This window comes from Gordonia sp. LMA484, from assembly GCF_058129505.1.
In genome coordinates this window covers 6,021,035-6,038,201 of record NZ_CM176700.1, presented here as the reverse complement: position 1 = coordinate 6,038,201, position 17,167 = coordinate 6,021,035, and the positions used below count along the sequence as shown (strand labels likewise).

General features: G+C 66.8%; 17 protein-coding genes and 1 pseudogene. 7 read left to right on the top strand and 11 right to left on the bottom strand.

Annotated features, from left to right (window positions below; translation table 11 throughout):
• Positions 1–29: 29 nt before the first annotated feature.
• Genes AC4AMJ_RS26855 through AC4AMJ_RS26845 form a run of 3 tightly spaced genes read right to left on the bottom strand, consistent with a single transcriptional unit; the run spans position 30 to position 3,504 of the window.
• Positions 30–1,367 (bottom strand): MFS transporter, encoded by a 1,338-nt coding sequence (locus AC4AMJ_RS26855; RefSeq protein WP_489915965.1) that lies wholly within the window; start codon positions 1,365–1,367, stop codon positions 30–32.
• 30 nt (positions 1,368–1,397) lie between these two features.
• Positions 1,398–2,387 carry a PDR/VanB family oxidoreductase gene (locus AC4AMJ_RS26850; protein ID WP_489915963.1) on the bottom strand — a complete coding sequence of 330 codons (990 nt, stop codon included), beginning with the start codon at positions 2,385–2,387 and terminating at the stop codon, positions 1,398–1,400.
• A gap of 1 nt (position 2,388) precedes the next feature.
• The gene (locus tag AC4AMJ_RS26845; RefSeq protein ID WP_489915961.1) at positions 2,389–3,504 is read right to left on the bottom strand and encodes an aromatic ring-hydroxylating dioxygenase subunit alpha; all 1,116 of its coding nucleotides are present in this window, start codon (positions 3,502–3,504) and stop codon (positions 2,389–2,391) included.
• Between the two features lie 128 nt (positions 3,505–3,632).
• Between AC4AMJ_RS26845 and AC4AMJ_RS26840 the strand changes: the two genes are divergently transcribed.
• The 3 genes from AC4AMJ_RS26840 (at position 3,633) to AC4AMJ_RS26830 (ending at position 6,335) form a co-directional block, all read left to right on the top strand.
• Entirely contained in the window at positions 3,633–4,223 is a 591-nt protein-coding gene (locus tag AC4AMJ_RS26840) for a PadR family transcriptional regulator (protein ID WP_489915959.1), read from the top strand.
• Between the two features lie 40 nt (positions 4,224–4,263).
• Positions 4,264–5,067: an SDR family NAD(P)-dependent oxidoreductase gene (locus AC4AMJ_RS26835; protein WP_489915957.1), complete on the top strand. Its 804-nt coding sequence runs from the start codon at positions 4,264–4,266 to the stop codon at positions 5,065–5,067.
• Positions 5,068–5,156: 89 nt separating this feature from the next.
• A complete protein-coding gene (locus tag AC4AMJ_RS26830; RefSeq protein WP_489915955.1) occupies positions 5,157–6,335 on the top strand; it encodes an EamA family transporter in 1,179 nt (392 codons plus the stop codon).
• Here the strand turns inward: AC4AMJ_RS26830 and AC4AMJ_RS26825 are convergent.
• A pseudogene (locus AC4AMJ_RS26825) lies at positions 6,231–7,001 on the bottom strand (alpha/beta hydrolase); the annotation flags it as partial. The gene AC4AMJ_RS26830 and the pseudogene AC4AMJ_RS26825 overlap by 105 nt on opposite strands.
• Before the next feature lie 215 nt (positions 7,002–7,216).
• Between AC4AMJ_RS26825 and AC4AMJ_RS26820 the strand changes: the two are divergent.
• Positions 7,217–8,488 (top strand): MurT ligase domain-containing protein, encoded by a 1,272-nt coding sequence (locus AC4AMJ_RS26820; protein ID WP_489915953.1) that lies wholly within the window; start codon positions 7,217–7,219, stop codon positions 8,486–8,488.
• Positions 8,485–9,207 carry a type 1 glutamine amidotransferase gene (locus tag AC4AMJ_RS26815; RefSeq protein ID WP_489915951.1) on the top strand — a complete coding sequence of 241 codons (723 nt, stop codon included), beginning with the start codon at positions 8,485–8,487 and terminating at the stop codon, positions 9,205–9,207. Before AC4AMJ_RS26820 ends, AC4AMJ_RS26815 begins: the two co-directional genes overlap by 4 nt.
• 645 nt (positions 9,208–9,852) lie before the next feature.
• Here the strand turns inward: AC4AMJ_RS26815 and AC4AMJ_RS26810 are convergent.
• The 7 genes from AC4AMJ_RS26810 to AC4AMJ_RS26780 form a co-directional block, all read right to left on the bottom strand.
• A complete protein-coding gene (locus AC4AMJ_RS26810) occupies positions 9,853–10,569 on the bottom strand; it encodes a uracil-DNA glycosylase (RefSeq protein ID WP_489918524.1) in 717 nt (238 codons plus the stop codon).
• A gap of 34 nt (positions 10,570–10,603) precedes the next feature.
• Positions 10,604–11,101: a uridine kinase family protein gene (locus AC4AMJ_RS26805; protein ID WP_489918523.1), complete on the bottom strand. Its 498-nt coding sequence runs from the start codon at positions 11,099–11,101 to the stop codon at positions 10,604–10,606.
• 132 nt (positions 11,102–11,233) lie between these two features.
• Positions 11,234–11,848: a recombination mediator RecR gene (gene recR, locus AC4AMJ_RS26800; protein WP_489915949.1), complete on the bottom strand. Its 615-nt coding sequence runs from the start codon at positions 11,846–11,848 to the stop codon at positions 11,234–11,236.
• Positions 11,849–11,854: 6 nt separating this feature from the next.
• Positions 11,855–12,271 (bottom strand): YbaB/EbfC family nucleoid-associated protein, encoded by a 417-nt coding sequence (locus AC4AMJ_RS26795; RefSeq protein WP_489915947.1) that lies wholly within the window; start codon positions 12,269–12,271, stop codon positions 11,855–11,857.
• Complete coding sequence (locus tag AC4AMJ_RS26790; RefSeq protein WP_489915945.1) at positions 12,249–12,578, bottom strand: hypothetical protein; 330 nt, start codon at positions 12,576–12,578, stop codon at positions 12,249–12,251. The genes AC4AMJ_RS26795 and AC4AMJ_RS26790 overlap by 23 nt, the downstream gene beginning before the upstream one ends.
• A 353-nt stretch (positions 12,579–12,931) precedes the next feature.
• Entirely contained in the window at positions 12,932–13,834 is a 903-nt protein-coding gene (locus AC4AMJ_RS26785; RefSeq protein WP_489918522.1) for a pseudouridine synthase, read from the bottom strand.
• 35 nt (positions 13,835–13,869) lie between these two features.
• The gene (locus AC4AMJ_RS26780; protein ID WP_489915943.1) at positions 13,870–14,307 is read right to left on the bottom strand and encodes an SRPBCC family protein; all 438 of its coding nucleotides are present in this window, start codon (positions 14,305–14,307) and stop codon (positions 13,870–13,872) included.
• A 79-nt stretch (positions 14,308–14,386) separates the two neighbouring features.
• Here AC4AMJ_RS26780 and AC4AMJ_RS26775 point away from each other — a divergent pair, with 79 nt between their 5' ends.
• The gene (locus AC4AMJ_RS26775) at positions 14,387–15,778 is read left to right on the top strand and encodes an FAD-binding oxidoreductase (protein ID WP_489918521.1); all 1,392 of its coding nucleotides are present in this window, start codon (positions 14,387–14,389) and stop codon (positions 15,776–15,778) included.
• Entirely contained in the window at positions 15,775–17,100 is a 1,326-nt protein-coding gene (locus AC4AMJ_RS26770; protein WP_489898155.1) for a class I SAM-dependent methyltransferase, read from the top strand. Before AC4AMJ_RS26775 ends, AC4AMJ_RS26770 begins: the two co-directional genes overlap by 4 nt.
• Positions 17,101–17,167 lie beyond the last annotated feature (67 nt).

Here is a 17,167-nt window from a genome sequence, read left to right as displayed (position 1 = left end):
GGCGGGCGGTCCCGAGGTGCGCGCTGTTGCTACGCAGAGGCGACCGGGACCGGCTCCGCCGCAGCCGCCGGTTCATCGGTCCGGCGCATGGCGAGCAGCGCGACTGCGGCGAGGACCACTACACCGGCGACGCCGAAGTAGAGCTGACGCGGGCTCCATCCCGAGTCCAGGAGCGCGCCGGTGACGGACGGAGCGAGAATTGCTCCGGCACGACCGATTCCGATCGCCCAGCCGACACCGGTGGTCCTGATGTGCGACCCGTACAGGCCCGGCGCCAGTGTGTAGAGCCCCGCGATGCATCCGTTGATCAGGCCGCCGATGAGCACACCGAGCGCGAAGGCGACCGCGAGCATCGAGATCGAGACGATGAACACGACCATGAATCCCGCTGCGAACAGAGTGAATCCGATCAGCACGGTGCGTGCGGCCCAACGACTGGCCATCACCCCGAAGATCACCGAACCGACAGTGCCGCCCAGGGTGAGCATCATTCCGGCGGTGGCGCTCTGATCCTTGGTCAGGCCGGCGGTCTCGAGCAGGGACGGCGTCCAGGAGTTGACGAAGTAGAAGCCGTACATCGTCGCGAAGAAGGCGGCCCACAGAAGGACTGTCCCGCGTGCCCTGCCCGCGGCGAACAGATCTCCGATCCGTCCGCTCCGCACAGCGGTGCGCTCCGTCGCAGGGGTGAAGGCGGCGATGGGGCTCTGTCCGAGACGACGTGCGATCCGGTTGACGCGGTCGAGGTCACCGGGCCGTGCGCGCAAGGCCAGGTAGTCGATCGACTCCGGCAGCAGCGCGATCAGGATCACGAGGATGAATCCGGTGAGGGCTGCACCCACGACGAAGACAGCGCGCCAACCATATTCGGCCTGCAGACCAACGGCTGCGAGTCCTCCCAGGGTGGCTCCGACGCCGTATCCCGCCGTGTAGACGCTGATAGCCAGGCCGCGCCAGCGCGACGATGAGTACTCGCTGGCGATCACCGTGGTGGACGCCAGGATTCCGCCGATACCGAGTCCGGTCAGCACCCGCCAGACACCGAGCTGCCAGGGCGCTGCGGCGGTCGCCGACAGTGCGGTGCCGAGCGCGGCCAGCGCGACGGATGTCAGGATCAACGGTCGCCGGCCGATTCGGTCGGCCACCGGCCCGAGAGCCATCGCACCGATGGCCATCCCGACCAGACCCGCGCTCATCAGGACGCCGATCGCGGCGCCGCTCAACGCGAACTCCGACTTGATACTCTTCGCGGTGAAGGCCATCGCCATCACGTCGAATCCGTCGAGGATGTTCAACACGACGCACAGGGCGACGACCAGCCATTGATAGGGGCGCATCGGCGACATGTCGATGCGAGAACGTAGATCCATCTCGTGTCCTTCAGGTTTCGGGGTCGGGAATCAGGTGAGGTTCAGGGTGAGGCCGGCGCGATGTCGGGTCCCCGCACAGCTCGGTGCGGTTGCCACGCGCGAGACGCAGGCACACAGTTGGTTCGAGGACGTCTTCTGCGCCTCGCTGAAGAAGACGTCGCGGTGATCGATGGTCCCGTCGACGGATTCGACGTCGACCAGACACAGGCCGCATTCGCCCTTGCGGCAATCGAACATCATGTCGACGCCGGCACGTTCGAGGGCATCGAGCAATGACTCCCCGGTGCCGACAGTCGTCTCGATGCCCAGTCCGGGCACCCGGACGACGAACTCCTCGGGATCGAACCAACCACTGCTGCCGAAGGTTTCGTAGCGCAGGTTGGTGGGCGGAAGCGACCGATCGAGCCATGCACGGCGGACGGCATCCATCAGCCGAATGGGTCCGCACATGTACAGCTCTGTCTCCGAATCGATTCCGCGCGTCAACTCGGGCACGTCGAGAACGCCACCTACGTCGTTCGCGTAGATCTCGAGGCGGTCGCCATGCGTCGCAGTGAGCTCGTCGATGAAGGCCATCGCCGATCGGCTGCGCCCGACATACACGAAGCGGTAGTCGGCGCCGAGCTTGCGCAGGACCTCGCCCATCGCGACCATCGCGGTGATCCCGACACCGCCTGCCACCAACACGTAGCGCGCGGCACCGACTCGCAACGGGAAGTTCTGCATGGGGACCGTCACGTCGACACTGTCACCGGGGCGCAGCGAGTGCATGTACTCCGACCCACCGCGCGACGTCGGCGACCGGCGCACACCGAGTGTCACGCCGTGACCGTCCGGCGCTCCGGCGACAACCGAGTAGGAACGGAGGTCGCCACCGGGCAGACGCACATCCACGTGACATCCCGGCTGCGCACGCGTCGGCACGTTGGTCGCGATGGTGATGCGGGCGATGGCGTCGGCCGCCATCTCGACCGAGACGACCTGTCCACGCAGCCATTCGGGCTGATTCATCGCGGCCATGTCAACGACCCGCCCCGAGGACCTGCACCCCGGTGGCGATCGCGCGTTCCGCCTCGACCATCCGTTGGATGATCCGTCGCACCCACATGCCGCCGGCGTCGATGTTGAGGTTGTAGAACTCGTGATCGGGGTTGGCCTCGATCGCTTTCTGCTGCGCCGTCAGCATGGCCTCGTCCTCACCGAAGACACCGTGCACGCCCTCGCGGAGCTGGGTGGTGATGAGCTGACTGTCGAGGCAGTAGTCGCGCATGAACGCCCAGAAGTACAGTGCCGTGCGCTCATCGACAGGCGTGATGGTGTTCATCACGAACCCGTTCACCCCCTGGCTGCGGTCGCCCTCGGGCGCACCGGTGCCGGCGCGGGCGACACCCACGTCGATACGAATGGTCGACGGCGCCTGGAACTCGATGATCTGCCACCGGTCGACGTTGCCCTCGAACCCGGGGAACTTGTCGCGCATGTTCTTGCGCCAGAACGGCGGTGCCTCGATGTCGTGCATCCAGCGGGACACCGTGACAGTGCGTTCGTCATGCGTCACGACGAAGCCGGATTCGCTCAGTTCGTCCTGCCCGATCGACGATGAGTGCACAAACTCTTCGTGGGTCAGGTCCATCAGATTGTCGAGCACGAGTTGATAATTCGCCTGTACGTCGATGGTGCGACCATCGCCGGCCCAGTCCGGTGAGTCCATCTGGAACATGTCGGGGATCGTCGACGGATCCGCCTGGGTCGGATCTCCCGGCCACACCCAGACGAACCGGTGGCGCTGCACGACCGGATAGGACGCGACCATCGCCGACGGATTGATCGTCTCCTGCGCCGGCATCTTGGTGCAGCGGCCTGCCGAGTTGAACTGCAGTCCGTGATAGGGGCACTGAACTCCGTCGGCTCCGACGAGGGTTCCCATCGACAGCGGCGCCAGGCGATGCCAGCAAGCGTCGGCCAATGCGACCGGCCGCCCCTCGGTGGTCCGATAGAGCGCCATCGGCTTCCCGGCAACGGTTCGCGCCACGATCTCCGAGCGGCCCACCTCGTGATCCCAGGCCGCCACGTACCAGGCGTCGAGCGGATAGGTCATGTTCTTCGCCGTTGCCCCGGACGGGCTCAGATCGGTCATGGGAGGTCCTCCTTCGGTGCATCGCGAGTGTCACTCACTACGTCGATAGATAGTCGGTGACGTGGCACACACAATAACTATCTACATAGTCTTTGGCAAGAGTGAGTGCGCTGACGTTGAATGGACCCATGAGCCTGCGTCACGCCCTGCTCGCGATGCTGACGGCCGAACCGATCACCGGCTACGACGCCGCGAAGCGGTTCGAGGCCTCCGTCGGCCATGTCTGGCACGCCCCCGATTCGCAGATCTATCCCGAACTGCGCCGAATGGAGAAGGACGGACTCGTCGTCGGCGAGCAGGTCCGATGGGGACCCCGGAGCACCAAGACGCAGTATTCGATCACCGACGAGGGACTGCAGGCGCTACGTGAGTGGATGAACACCTCGCTCGACTACCAGCCGGTCCGCGATCCCGTGCACATGCAGGCCGCGTATTACGAATGGGCCGACCCCGACCGGGCCCGCGACCATCTCCGCCGTCACATCGAGCACTATCGGGAACAGGTCGAGCGGTGGACAGTGATGCGCGAGTCGATCATCGACGCGACACATCCGAGCATCGCGAAACGCCTGCAGAAGTATCCTGCCGAGGACCACGAGCGGATCATCGCCTACAAGGCCTTCGCCTATGAAGGGCTGATCGATCGCGGGATGTCCGAGATCGCCTGGGCGGAAAAAGGCTTGGAACTCATCGACAAGCTGTCGCCCCAAGACGGATGACAGCGCCACCCCCGATGGAATTCCGTTTGCCACTGACGGCGTGCAGATTTCCGCTTACGACATCCCGCTGGTCGCGTTCCGTGGTTATGTGGTCGTCATGTCATTCGGGGGCAAAGTCGCGCTGGTGACCGGTGCGACGAGCGGCATCGGTCGGGCGACGGCACTGTTGTTGGCGGAGGGTGGGGCTCATGTGCTGGCCAGCGGCCGCGATCCGGATCGCGGCCGGGCCACCGTCGAGGCGATCGGGGCGGCCGGCGGCACCGCCGAGTTCCTGGCCGCCGACCTCGCCGACGCTCGCGACTGTGCAGGCCTGGCCACGCGGGCGATCGACACCGCCGGTCATGTCGACATCCTGATCAACAACGCGGCGATCGGCCCGATGGGGCCGACGCCCGCGATCGCTGAGGCAGATTTCGATTCCTGCTTCGCCGTGAACGTGAAGGCGCCGTTCTACCTGGTGGCCGCATTGGCGCCGACGATGGTCGAGCGTGGGCACGGCGTGATCGTGAACGTGAGCACCATGGTCGCGTCGTTCGGGGCTCCCGGATCGGCGGTCTATGCCTCGAGCAAGGCGGCCCTGAACCTGTTGACCAAGTCCTGGGCCGCCGAGTTCGGCCCACGCGGCGTGCGGGTCAACGCCGTCGCACCGGGACCGACATTGACCGAGGGAACAGCCGACGCATTCGGCGACGACGGGTTGGCCCGACTGGCGAAGATGTCGCCCGCCCGTCGCGTGGCCGACCCGAGAGAGATCGCGCAGACGATCTGCTTTCTGGCCGGTGAAGGCTCCGGGTTCATGCATGGCGCGATCGTTCCCGTCGACGGCGGCCGCACCGCGGTCTGATCGTCATCAGAAATAGTTAAGATTTTCTACATTATTGGTCCGATTTAATTCGATTGTTCTGGACTTAATCTGCCAGCACGATGGACGTCGTGACCAATCGCGATCGACTCCTCGGACTCTCCGTGGTGGTGCTGTGGGGGCTGAACTTCATCGCCATTCACCTCAGCCTCGACCATTTCCCGCCGTTCTTCTGCGCCTTCCTGCGCTTCGCGGTGATGGCGATTCCGGTTGTGCTGTTCGTGAAGTTCCCGCGCGTCGAATTCCGGTGGTTTCTGCTGTACGCGGTCGGGTTCGGCATCCTGCAGTTCGCGTTCCTGTTCCTCGCCATGCATCTCGGCATGCCGACCGGCCTCGCCTCGCTGGTTCTGCAGACCTCGGCGCCGTTCACGGTGATCCTGGGCGTGCTGTTCCTGCGCGAACGGATGACCCCGCTGCAGGTCATCGGTATAACCGTCGCGGTGATCGGTATGGTGATCATCGGCATCGACCGTGCCACCCAGAGCGCGATCGGCATCGCGGCGGTCGTGCCGATGATCCTCACCGTTCTCGGCGGGCTCGGGTGGGCGTTCGGCAACATCGGCAGTCGCCTCAGTCGACCCGACGACGCCCTGCGCATGACCCTGTGGATGTCGGTCGTCCCACCGATCCCGTTCCTGTTGATGAGCCTGGTGTTCGACGGACCGACCGCCGGGGTCGCGTCCCTGGCGACACTGGATTCGCGTAGCGGCGCGCTGGCGCTGGCCGGACTCGCCTACACCGTGCTCCTCGGCACGGTGGCCGGCTCCGGACTGTGGACCCATCTGATGTCGAAGTACCCGGCGAGCCGGGTCGCGCCGATGTCGCTGCTGGTGCCGGTCGTCGGCATCACCGCCGCCTGGCTGTTCCTGGGCGAGGATCCGACGCTGGTCGAGCTGGTGGGCGCAGCGACGGTGATCGCGGGGTGCGCGGCCGGGGTGCTGGCCGCGCCGCGATCCGTCGCGAAACTCCCCGTTCCGGCCTCAGATCCGGTGGTTCTCGACGCACCCTCAGCGCATCGACGCGGCGAGCACCGCTCCGATCCGATCGACAGCCGCGCGGGCATCGGGGCTGATCAGGGTCATGTTCGCGAAACCGTGGATGAGGCCACCGGCACGGTCGAGCGTGACCGGGACGCCGGCTTGCTGCAACCGATCGGCGTAGGCGATGCCCTCATCGCGCAGCGGGTCGAAGCCGGCGACGACCACATGGGCCGGTGCGAGGCCGGACAGGTCGTCGGCCAGCAGCGGTGACACCCGCGGGTCGGAGCGCTGTTCGACAGCCGGGACGTAGTGGTCGGTGAACCAGTCCATGCCCTCCTCGGTGAGGTAGAAACCGGCGGCGAACTCCAGCCTCGACCCGGTCTTCGTCGTCACGTCGGTGACCGGGTAGATGAGCATCTGCAGGCACGGCGTGACGTCATCGTCACGGACCTGCTGTGCGACGACCGCACTCAGGTTGCCGCCGGCGCTGTCACCGGCCACGGCGATGCGATCTGCGGATACACCCCACTTCGGGGCGTTGGCAATGGCGAACCGCCACGCGGCGACCGCGTCGTCGACGGCCGCGGGGAAGGGGTTCTCGGGGGCCAGCCGGTAGTCGACCGAGAGGATGTCCGCGCCCGTCGAGAGCGCCAGGCGTCGCACCAGGTTGTCGTGACTGGCCCGATCCCCGAGGACGAAGCCGCCGCCGTGGAAGAACACGACGATGCCAACCGAGTCGACGTGGGCGCGGTAGCGGGTCGCCGCAATGGTCCCACCGGGGCCGTCGATCTTGAGATCCTCTTCCACCGCCAACGCCGGCAGTTTCTCGGAGAGGGTGAGAGCGGTCTGGGCCAGATCGGCCCGGGCGCCCTCGGGCGTCTTCCCCGTGAGGGACAGAGCGGGAACCTTCTCCGCCAGGTACCCGGTCAACGCCATTTCCGGCGACAACCGGTCCCCGGCGGAGTTGGTGCGGCTCCAGCGGCCGGCGAAGTGCAGCACTGCGGGCGGAAGGTGCCCGACGCCCCGCATGACGGCGTGTTGAACACGGGTGGCAAACGACGCTTGGGTCTGTGTGGCCTGACTCACGTGCGCGACAATACCGGCGTCGCGCGGTCGCGCTGCACGTGGTCGGCTGTGTCAGACTCTTCTGCATGCCCGACCGCGTGAGAACACCCATGCGCACCCACGTCGCGCTGGCCGCCGCGGCCACGGCCCGATGGGCGTCGCGAACCGCAGGTCGCGGGAAGGGTTCGATGATCGGCGGCCTGGTCGCCGCCAAGATCGATCCGAACATCATGGGTCGGCTGGCAGCAGGCAAGCGCACTGCCCTGGTCACCGGCACAAACGGGAAGTCGACGACCACGCGGATGACCGCGGCCGCCCTCTCTGAACTGGGCGAGGTGGCCACCCAGGCCGACGGCGCCAACATGGACGCCGGCATCATCGCCACCCTCACGCTGCATCGACCCGCCCCCATCTGCGCACTCGAGGTCGACGAACTGCACGTGCCGGGCGTGAGCGATGCCGTCGACCCCCAGGTTCTCGTCATGCTGAACCTGTCGCGGGATCAGCTCGACCGCGTCGGCGAGATCAACATGATCGAACGGCGCCTGCGTGAGGGAATCGCGCGCCACCCGTCGATGACGATCGTCGCCAACTGCGATGACGTGCTGGTCACCTCCGCCGCATTCGACGCCGCCGACGTCGTATGGGTTGCGGCCGGCGCGGGGTGGGTCGGTGACTCGGTGAGCTGTCCGCGGACCGGCGAGCCGATCATCCGATCCGGCGACGACTGGCGCTCCAGCGGCGACGAGAAGTTCCGACGCCCCACCCCCGACTGGTGGTTCGACGACGAGAACATCTACGGCCCTGATGGATTCAGTTCGCCGATGTCGTTGTCGGTGCCCGGCCGCGCAAACCGGGGCAACGCGACGCAGGCCGTGGCGGCGGCCGTGGCCATGGGCGCCGACCCCGCCAAGGCGGTCGCGGCGGTCGGCACCGTCGGCGAGGTCGCAGGCCGCTACGGCATCCATCAGGTCGGCAACCACTCCGTGCGCACCCTGCTGGCCAAGAACCCGGCCGGCTGGCAAGAGGCGTTGTCGATGATCGATCAGGACGCTGACGGTCTGGTCATCGCGGTCAACGGCCAGGTGCCCGACGGCGAGGACCTCTCCTGGCTGTGGGATGTGCGATTCGAGGCGTTCGAGACGATGCAGGTCGTCGCCGCAGGTGAGCGTGCCGCCGACCTCTCGGTGCGGTTGCTGTACGCCGGCGCCGAGCACACCACCATCCCGGACCCGATGAAGGCGATCGCGTCGTGCCCGCCCGGTCGGGTCGAGGTGCTCGCGAACTACACCGCGTTCCGCGATCTCGGCGTCGCACTGGAACGCGCCGAGCGCGCGCGACGGGGGGCCGACGAATGAGCGAGTCGACCGTGCGGATCGGCCTGGTCCTGCCCGACGTCATGGGCACCTACGGCGACGGCGGCAACGCGTTGGTTCTGCGCCAGCGGGCGCTGATGCGCGGGATCGACGCCGAGATCATCCAGATCACCCTCGACGACGAGGTACCCGACTCGCTGGACGTGTACACACTCGGTGGCGCCGAGGACTACGCCCAGCGGCTCGCCACGCGCCACCTCACCCGCTATCCAGGTCTGCAGCGGGCGGCCGCGGCGGGGCGGCCCGTGCTGGCCATCTGCGCGGCCATCCAGGTCCTGGGTCATTGGTACGAGACGTCGGCCGGTGAACGGGTGGAAGGGATTTCGCTGTTCGACCTGACCACGTCCCCCCAGGCGAAGCGCAGCATCGGTGAGTTGATCACCGAGCCCGCTGTCGACGGGCTCAGCGCTCCACTGTCCGGATTCGAGAACCATCGCGGCGGAACGACTCTCGGCTCCGATGCTCGTCCACTCGCCCGGGTTCGACACGGCGTCGGCAACGGCGTGGGCGACGGCACGGAGGGCGTCATCCAGGGCTCGGTGTTGGGTACCTACATGCACGGTCCCGCTCTGGCCCGCAACCCCGAACTCGCCGACTACCTGCTCGCGCGCGCCATGGGCACCGATCCGCTTGCGCCGCTCGACCTTCCACAGGTGGATCGCCTTCGGAAGGAACGTCTCGCGGCGGGGCGTCGGGGCTGAGCCCGGCGTCCTGAGGAGCGCGCGTCCCCTCGCCCGAGAGCGAGCACCCCCACCCGGTCCCCGAGGAGCGAGCTTGCGAGCGTCCCCACCCGGTCCCCGAGGAGCGAGAGTGCGAGCGCCCCCACCCGGTCCCCGAGGAGCGAGCTTGCGAGCGCCCCCACCCGGTCCCCGAGGAGCGAGCTTGCGAGCGCCCCCACCCGGTCCCCGAGGAGCGAGCTTGCGAGCGCCCCCACCCGGTCCCCGAGGAGCGAGCTTGCGAGCGTCCCCACCCGGTCCCCGAGGTCCGAGCCTGCGAGCGTCCCCACCCGGTCCCCGAGGTCCGAGCCTGCGAGGATGCGTCACGAAGGGCCGCCCTTCGTGACACCCCTCCGCTAGCGCTCCGGGGTTCCTCAGGGATCGGTTGGACACCCGCCGACGCTCCGGGGCCCCTCAGGGATCGGTTGGACACCCCGCCGACGCTCCGGGGCCCCTCAGGGATCGGTTGGACACCCGCCGACGCTCCGGGGCCCCTCAGGGATCGGTTGGACACCCCGCCGACGCTCCGGGGCCCCTCAGGGATCGGTTGGACAACCCGCCGACGCTCCGGGGTTCCTCGGGGATCTGGTGACACCCGGACCTCAGCTCAGATCGGTTGGGGCACTTCGCCTACCGATCGAGCGCAGCCAATCCCGCATTCTCGGCCGCCGCCACGAGCACGTCGATGAGCATCTCTGGCGTCAGCCGTCCGGTGAACGTGTTGTGTTGGCTCACATGGTAACTGCCGAAGACGACGAGCTCGCGGCCGTCACGGCGGATCACGGTTCGCGCGCCGTGGCCGAACTTGGGCCTGGGCCGGTCGACGGTCCAGCCGAGGTCAGCGAACGCGCGCAGACCCGACCGCCAGCCGAACGCACCGAGGACGACGACCGATCGCAGGGTGGGGAGCAACAGCGCGAGCTCGGCGTCCAACCACTGCGCGCAACGGTCACGCTCCGCGACGGTCGGCTTGTTCTGTGGCGGAGCGCACCGGACCGGAGCGGTCATCCGGACGCCGAACAGTTGCATCCCGTCGTCGGCGGACACCGCGGTCGGCCGGCTCGCCAGGCCCACGTCATACAGCGCACGGAACAGCACGTCGCCACTCTGATCACCGGTGAACATCCGTCCGGTGCGATTGGCACCGTGGGCGGCGGGAGCCAGACCCAGGATCACTACTCGCGCATCCGGCGGCCCGAACCCGGGAACCGGTCGACCCCAATAGGTCTGGTCGGCGAACGCGGCCCTCTTGTCGCGGGCGATCTGCTCGCGCCATGCCACCAACCGCGGGCAGGCGCGGCAGTCGACGAGGTCGGCGTCGAGCGCGGCAATGCTGCGGTAGGCCACAACCCACGGTAGCGCCGATGCCACACCGCCGACGTCAATCCAGCACGCGGCACCTGTCCCGGGTCCGATCGACGGCGAACCAGCCTCGCTCGAACTGCTGCCACCGTTCGAGCTGCGGTCGTGACTGTTCGCCGTCGCGGGCCACGGACCGCTCAAGACGTTCCTGCGCGGTACCGCCGTCGAGCCACAGCGAGTGCGTGAGCCGCCGGGCGATCCGCCGCCGCGCCGACGACACACCCTCGATGATCAACAGCGGCTCCCACCGCAACCACACCAGTCGACCGGGTTCGGGTTCACCGTCGCGCCAGACCCGCGGCCGGTAGTGATAATCGTGCCTGCGGATAAAGGCCTGCAGCACATCGGTTTCCAGCTCCGGCCACCACGCCACCGGATCATCCCAGGTCGCAAAATCGTCGGTACGGATCAACTGCACACCAGTGCCGCGGCCACGTAACCGCTTCACCAGCGCATCGGCGACGGTCGACTTCCCGGCGCCCGATGGGCCGTCGATCGCGACGATCCCCGATTCCATCTCGTCAGCGAGCGAGTCGAGGCGGGCCGCGACATCGGGATCGAGCGTGCGCTCACGCGAGTGATCGGACTTCCCGCTGGTGGCCGAGGGCACAGTCAACGCAGCGTCGCCCGCGTATCCGGTCATGGCGACCTACTGAGCCAGCACCCGCCGGCCCGACAGCGCGCGGCCCAGCGTCAGTTCGTCCGCGAACTCCAGGTCGCCACCCATCGGCAATCCCGAGGCCAGGCGTGTGACCGACAGGCCGGGGAAATCCTTGAGCATGCGCAGCAGATAGGTGGCGGTGGCCTCACCCTCGGTGTTCGGATCGGTCGCGACGATCACCTCGGTGACGTCGACGCCGTCGGCCTGATTGGCCAGCCGCTTGAGCAGTTCCCGAATGCGTAGCTGGTCGGGCCCGATCCCCGACAACGGGTCGAGCGCGCCACCGAGCACGTGGTAACGGCCGTTGAACTCCTTGGTCCGCTCGATGGCGTGCACGTCCTTGGGTTCCTCGACGACACAGATCTTGGTCGCATCGCGGCGCGCATCCGAGCAGATCCGGCACAGCCGGTTGGCCGAGACGTTGCCGCATTCGGCGCAGAAGGTGACGTCGTCACGTACCCGCCCGAGCGCCGCGATCAGCCGGTCGATCTCGTTGTTCTCCACCGACAGGAGGTGGAAGGCGATCCGCTGCGCACCCTTGGGCCCGAGTCCGGGCTGCTTGGCCAACTCGTCGATCAGATCCTGGATGGGCCCCTCGTACATGGTGGCCTACTGGCCGAGACCCGGGATGCCGCCGCCGAGTCCCCCGGCGAGCGGCCCCATCTTCTCCTGCGCCAGCGCCTCCCGCTGGGTGGAGAGGTCGGCGAGCGCGCCGAGGACCAGGTCCTGCAGCGTCTCGACGTCGTCGGCGTCGACGACCTTCGGATCGATGGTCACCGCGGTGACCTCGCCGGTGCCGTTGCCGGTCACCGTCACCAGGCCATTGCCTGCCGATCCGGTCACCTCGGCCGCCGCGATCTCGTTCTGGGCGCTCAGCAGTTGCTCCTGCATCTGCTGCGCCTGCGCCAACAACCCGGCCATCGGGTTGTCACCGCCTTCGCCGCCGCCGAACAGTGCGCTGGGGTCGAAAGGTTGAGTCACGATGTCCAGAGTAGTGGCCGGATCAGCGCAGCAACCGCTCGACATGCGCAGCGAGCTCCTCGACGCTCTCCCCCGCTCCCGGGGTGACGACGAACGAGAGCACCTCGTCACCGAACAAGCGGCCCGCACGCCTGGTCAGCGCGAATTCGAACCGGTCGTCCACGCGTCGCCACTGAGTGATCCCCCCGTAGACCGGCGCGCTCGCGCCGGTGGTCACGCAATACTCGTCGGCGCGAGGACCCCCCATCAGATCCCGCTGGATCTGGAAACACGCCATCGACTCGTCGTCGATGAAGACGACGGCCTCGCACCCGAGGTCGGCGTGCCGTTCGTACGTCGCCTGAATGGCCATGTCGTCAGGGTAGACGCACCCAACCGCCGACCGAGCACAGCAAGACACCAGCCCAAGCCACCATCCCCCGCCGACCGAGCACAGCAAGACACCAGCCCAAGCCACCATCGCCCGCCGACCGAGCACAGCCAGACGCCAGCCAAAGCCATCACCTCTCGCTGATCGAGTAGAGCGAGGCGCTAGCCGAAGCCATCACCTCTCGCTGATCGAGTACAGCAGGTCGCTAGCCAAAGCCATCACCTCTCGCTGATCGAGTAGAGCGAGGCGCTAGCCGAGCTCGTATCGAGATCCCGCCGCCACCCACCGGGTTTCGATACGACCTCCGCTAACGCTCCGCTAACGCTCCGGGCTACTCAACCAGCGGAAACGCTCCGCCGAGAAACGAACCTCCGCCACTCCCCTGACAACGGGTCCTCGAACTCCAACGAGTGCGCGACCAACCGCAGCGGCTCGCTGAAATCGCCGTGATCGGGACGTTCGGCCAGGTCGGGGCGGATCTCGGGATACAGCGGGTCCCCGACGATCCCGACACCGAGCTGCGCCATGTGCATGCGCAGCTGATGAGTCCGGCCGGTGTGCGGCCGCAGTTCGTAGATGCCGCCGTCGTCGACCTGCTCGATGAGAGTGATGTCGCTGATCGCGTTGACCTCACCCGCGACGACGCGTGCGCGCAGGTCACCGGCGGTCTTCTCGATGCGGTCGGCGACGGTGACCGTGGTCGCCAGGTCGGCGCGGACCGGCGCCAACGCGCGATACTCCTTCTTCGCGCGACGTTGCGCGAACAGCGCCTGATACATGGCACGGACCTCGGGGCGAAGGGTGAACAGGAGCACCCCCGCCGTCAACCGGTCCAGGCGATGCGCCGGCGACACCAGGTCGGTGCCCAACTCCCGGCGCAGACGCACGAGCGCGGTCTGGGTGACGTGCCGTCCACGCGGCATGGTCGCCAGGAAATGAGGCTTGTCGACGACGACGATATTGTCATCGGCGTAGAGAATCGGCAGGTCAAAGGGGATGGGCGGCTCGTCGGGCAGGTCGCGGTACAGATAGACCGACGTGTTGAGCTGCGCGGCACCCTCGAGCTCGACGGGATGGCCGTCCGCGTGCACGATCTCGCCCCGCTCGGCGCGCGACACCAGATCAGCGATCGTCAGTCCCGCCAAAGACGGCGTCGCGAGCAGGCACTCCGCGACGGTCCGCTCCGGACCGGACCGCAGAACCACACGCGTGGCGTCGACCCCATCGCGCGCCGGCAGCGGCGTGACGGGGCCTCCACGGCGACGGCGGCGGCTCAGCTCTCCAGACGCTTCTTGAGGTTGCCCAGCAGTTCGGCCTGGATCCTGTTCAGGCCTTTGGGGGCGAATGTCTTCTCGAAGAACCCGCCGATGCCGCCCGCACCGCTCCAGGTCGTCGTGGTGGTGACCCGGCTGCCCGCCCCGGCCTTCGCCACCACATAGGTGGTCACCATCGAGGAATTCTCGTCATTCTCGGTGACCGTGTCCGGAACCACATTCACCGTCGCCTTGACGTCCCGCTGACGTTTCTCGGTCGCCTGCAGAATCCAGTGCACGACGGTCCCGTCGCCGTTGCCGCCGCTGAGTACCTGGTAGTCGCGATATTGCGAGGGCAGGATCGCCGGACGCACCTCTTTGTAATCGGACAGCGCGGCGACCACGGCGTCCGGCGCGGCGGCGATGTCGATCGATTGGGTTGCGGAAACCTGACCCACGGTGGGCTCTCCTCTGAACTGATTGGCGGGGGGCAAACTCACGTCCTAGGCTATCCAAGTGAGCTCGGACCGGTTGGAGATGGGTGCGCAGGCGTTCGACGAGGGTGTCGCGACCCTTTTGGCCAGCTACCGGGCCATCCCGCCGGGTGCGACGGTACGTCTGGCAAAGAAGACGTCGAATCTGTTCCGTAAGCGTGCCAAGAACCCGTATCCCGGCCTGGACGTCTCCGGCCTGGACCGAGTGATCTCGGTCGACGCCGATGCCAAGACCGCCGACGTCGCCGGCATGTGCACATACGAGAATCTGGTGGCCGCGACGTTGCCCTACGGCCTGGCCCCCAAGGTCGTCCCGCAGCTGAAGACCATCACCCTCGGGGGCGCCGTCACGGGACTGGGCATCGAGAGCACATCGTTCCGCAACGGACTTCCGCACGAATCGGTGCTCGAGATCGACATCCTCACCGGCGATGGTGAGATCATCACCGCCACACCGACCAACGAGAACGCCGACCTGTTCTTCGGTTTCCCCAACTCCTATGGCACGCTCGGTTACTCGGTTCGGCTCAAGATCGAACTCGAAGCCGTGCAACCGTATGTGGCGCTGCGCCATGTGCGTTTCGACCGGCTGACCGACCTGCAGGACACGATGTCGGCCGTCATCGCCGACGGCACGTATGACGGCGAGCAGGTGGACTACCTCGACGGTGTGGTGTTCACGGCCGAGGAGAGCTACCTGACCCTCGGACGACAGACCGATGACCCCGGTCCCGTCAGCGATTACACCGGGATGGACATTTTCTACCGGTCGATTCAGCACCCGGGCGGGGTGACCCGCGACTATTTGACGATCCACGACTACCTGTGGCGCTGGGACACCGACTGGTTCTGGTGTTCACGCGCGTTCGGAGCGCAGAATCCCCGCATCCGCCGGCTCTGGCCGAAGAAGCTGCTGCGCAGCAGTTTCTATTGGAAGCTCATCGCCCTCGACCACCGCTTCAACATCGGCGACAAGCTCAACGCCCGCAAAGGTGAACCACCAAGCGAACGCGTCGTCCAGGACATCGAGGTCCCGATCGAGAACACCACCGCCTACGTGCAGTGGTTCCTCGACAACGTCCCTATCGAGCCGATCTGGTTGTGCCCGTTGCAACTTCGCGAGCCGAACCTGTCCGGTTCGGATCCGGTGCGGCCATGGCCGCTCTATCCCCTCGAACCCCGCCGGACCTACGTCAATGTCGGATTCTGGTCCGCGGTCCCGGTCAACCCGGAAGACCCCGGGTACACCAACAAGTTGATCGAACGTAAGGTGGCCGAGCTCGAGGGTCACAAGTCGCTGTATTCGGAATCCTTCTACTCCCCGGACGAGTTCGACGAACTCTATGGGGGCGAAAGCTACCGACTGCTCAAGAAACAGTACGACCCGCGTGGCCGACTGCTCGATCTGTATGCGAAAGCGGTGAAACGACAATGACGACATTCAAGGAAAGCCCTCTGCATGCCGGCGGTGAGACCTCGTCGAGCAAGATGACTTTGGCGCAGATCTTCGAATCGCTGATGGGCGGCAACCTCACCATCCGCATCACCGCCTACGACGGCAGTGCCGCCGGACCGGCGGACGCCGAGTTCGGACTCAACCTCAAGACCTCACGCGGCACAACATATCTCGTCACCGCACCCGGCGATCTGGGTCTGGCTCGCGCTTACATCGCCGGTGACCTCGAGCTCGTCGGCGCCCATCCCGGCGACCCGTACGGCGCACTGCGCGCTCTCGCGTCCGACCTGAACTTCGTCCGACCGTCACCGCTGACCCTGGCGCACGTCGCACGGTCGCTGGGCATCGAGCATTTCAAGCCGATCGCACCACCGCCGCAGGAGGCGCTGCCGCGGTGGCGCCGATTCGCGGAGGGTCTGCGGCACAGCCGCGCTCGTGACGCGGAGGTCATCCACCATCACTACGACGTCTCCAACACCTTCTACGAGTGGGTGCTCGGACCGTCGATGACCTATACGTGCGCGGTCTACCCGGAACTCGAGGCCTCGCTGGAAGCCGCGCAGGACAACAAGTACCGCCTGATCTTCGACAAACTGCGCCTCAAGCCCGGTGACCGTCTCCTCGACATCGGTTGCGGCTGGGGTGGAATGGTCCGCTACGCGGCACGTCGCGGGGTACACGTGATCGGCGCGACCTTGTCCGCCGAACAGGCCGAATGGGCGCAGAAGGCGATAGTCGATGAAGGACTGACCGACCTTGCCGAGGTCCGTCACAGCGACTACCGCGATATCACCGAGACCGGCTTCGACGCGGTCTCGTCCATCGGACTCACCGAGCACATCGGCGTCGCCAACTACCCGGCATACTTCAAGTTCATCCGGGATCGGCTTCGCGTGGGCGGAATGCTGTTGAATCACTGCATCACCCGTCCCGACAACGGTCGCAACGCGCGAGCAGGTTCCTTCATCGACCGCTACGTGTTCCCCGATGGCGAGCTGACCGGCTCCGGCAAGATCATCTCCAAGTTGCAGGACATCGGCGGCATGGAAGTGGTCCACGAGGAGAACTTCCGCGACCACTACGCGATGACCCTGCGCGACTGGAACCGAAACCTGGTGGAGCACTGGGACGAGGCCGTCGACGAGGTCGGCGAGGGCACCGCACGGCTGTGGGGCCTGTACATGGCCGGCTGCCGGATCGGCTTCGAGCGCGACATCATCCAGCTGCACCATGTGCTGGCGACGAAGCTCGACGACAAGGGTGGCAACGATCTTCCGCTGCGCCCGTGGTGGCAGCCCTAAGCCGTCGTCGTCACGGGTTCTTCCCCCGGGTATCGTTTCGTCCGCCAACTGCCGCAGGACGACGAAG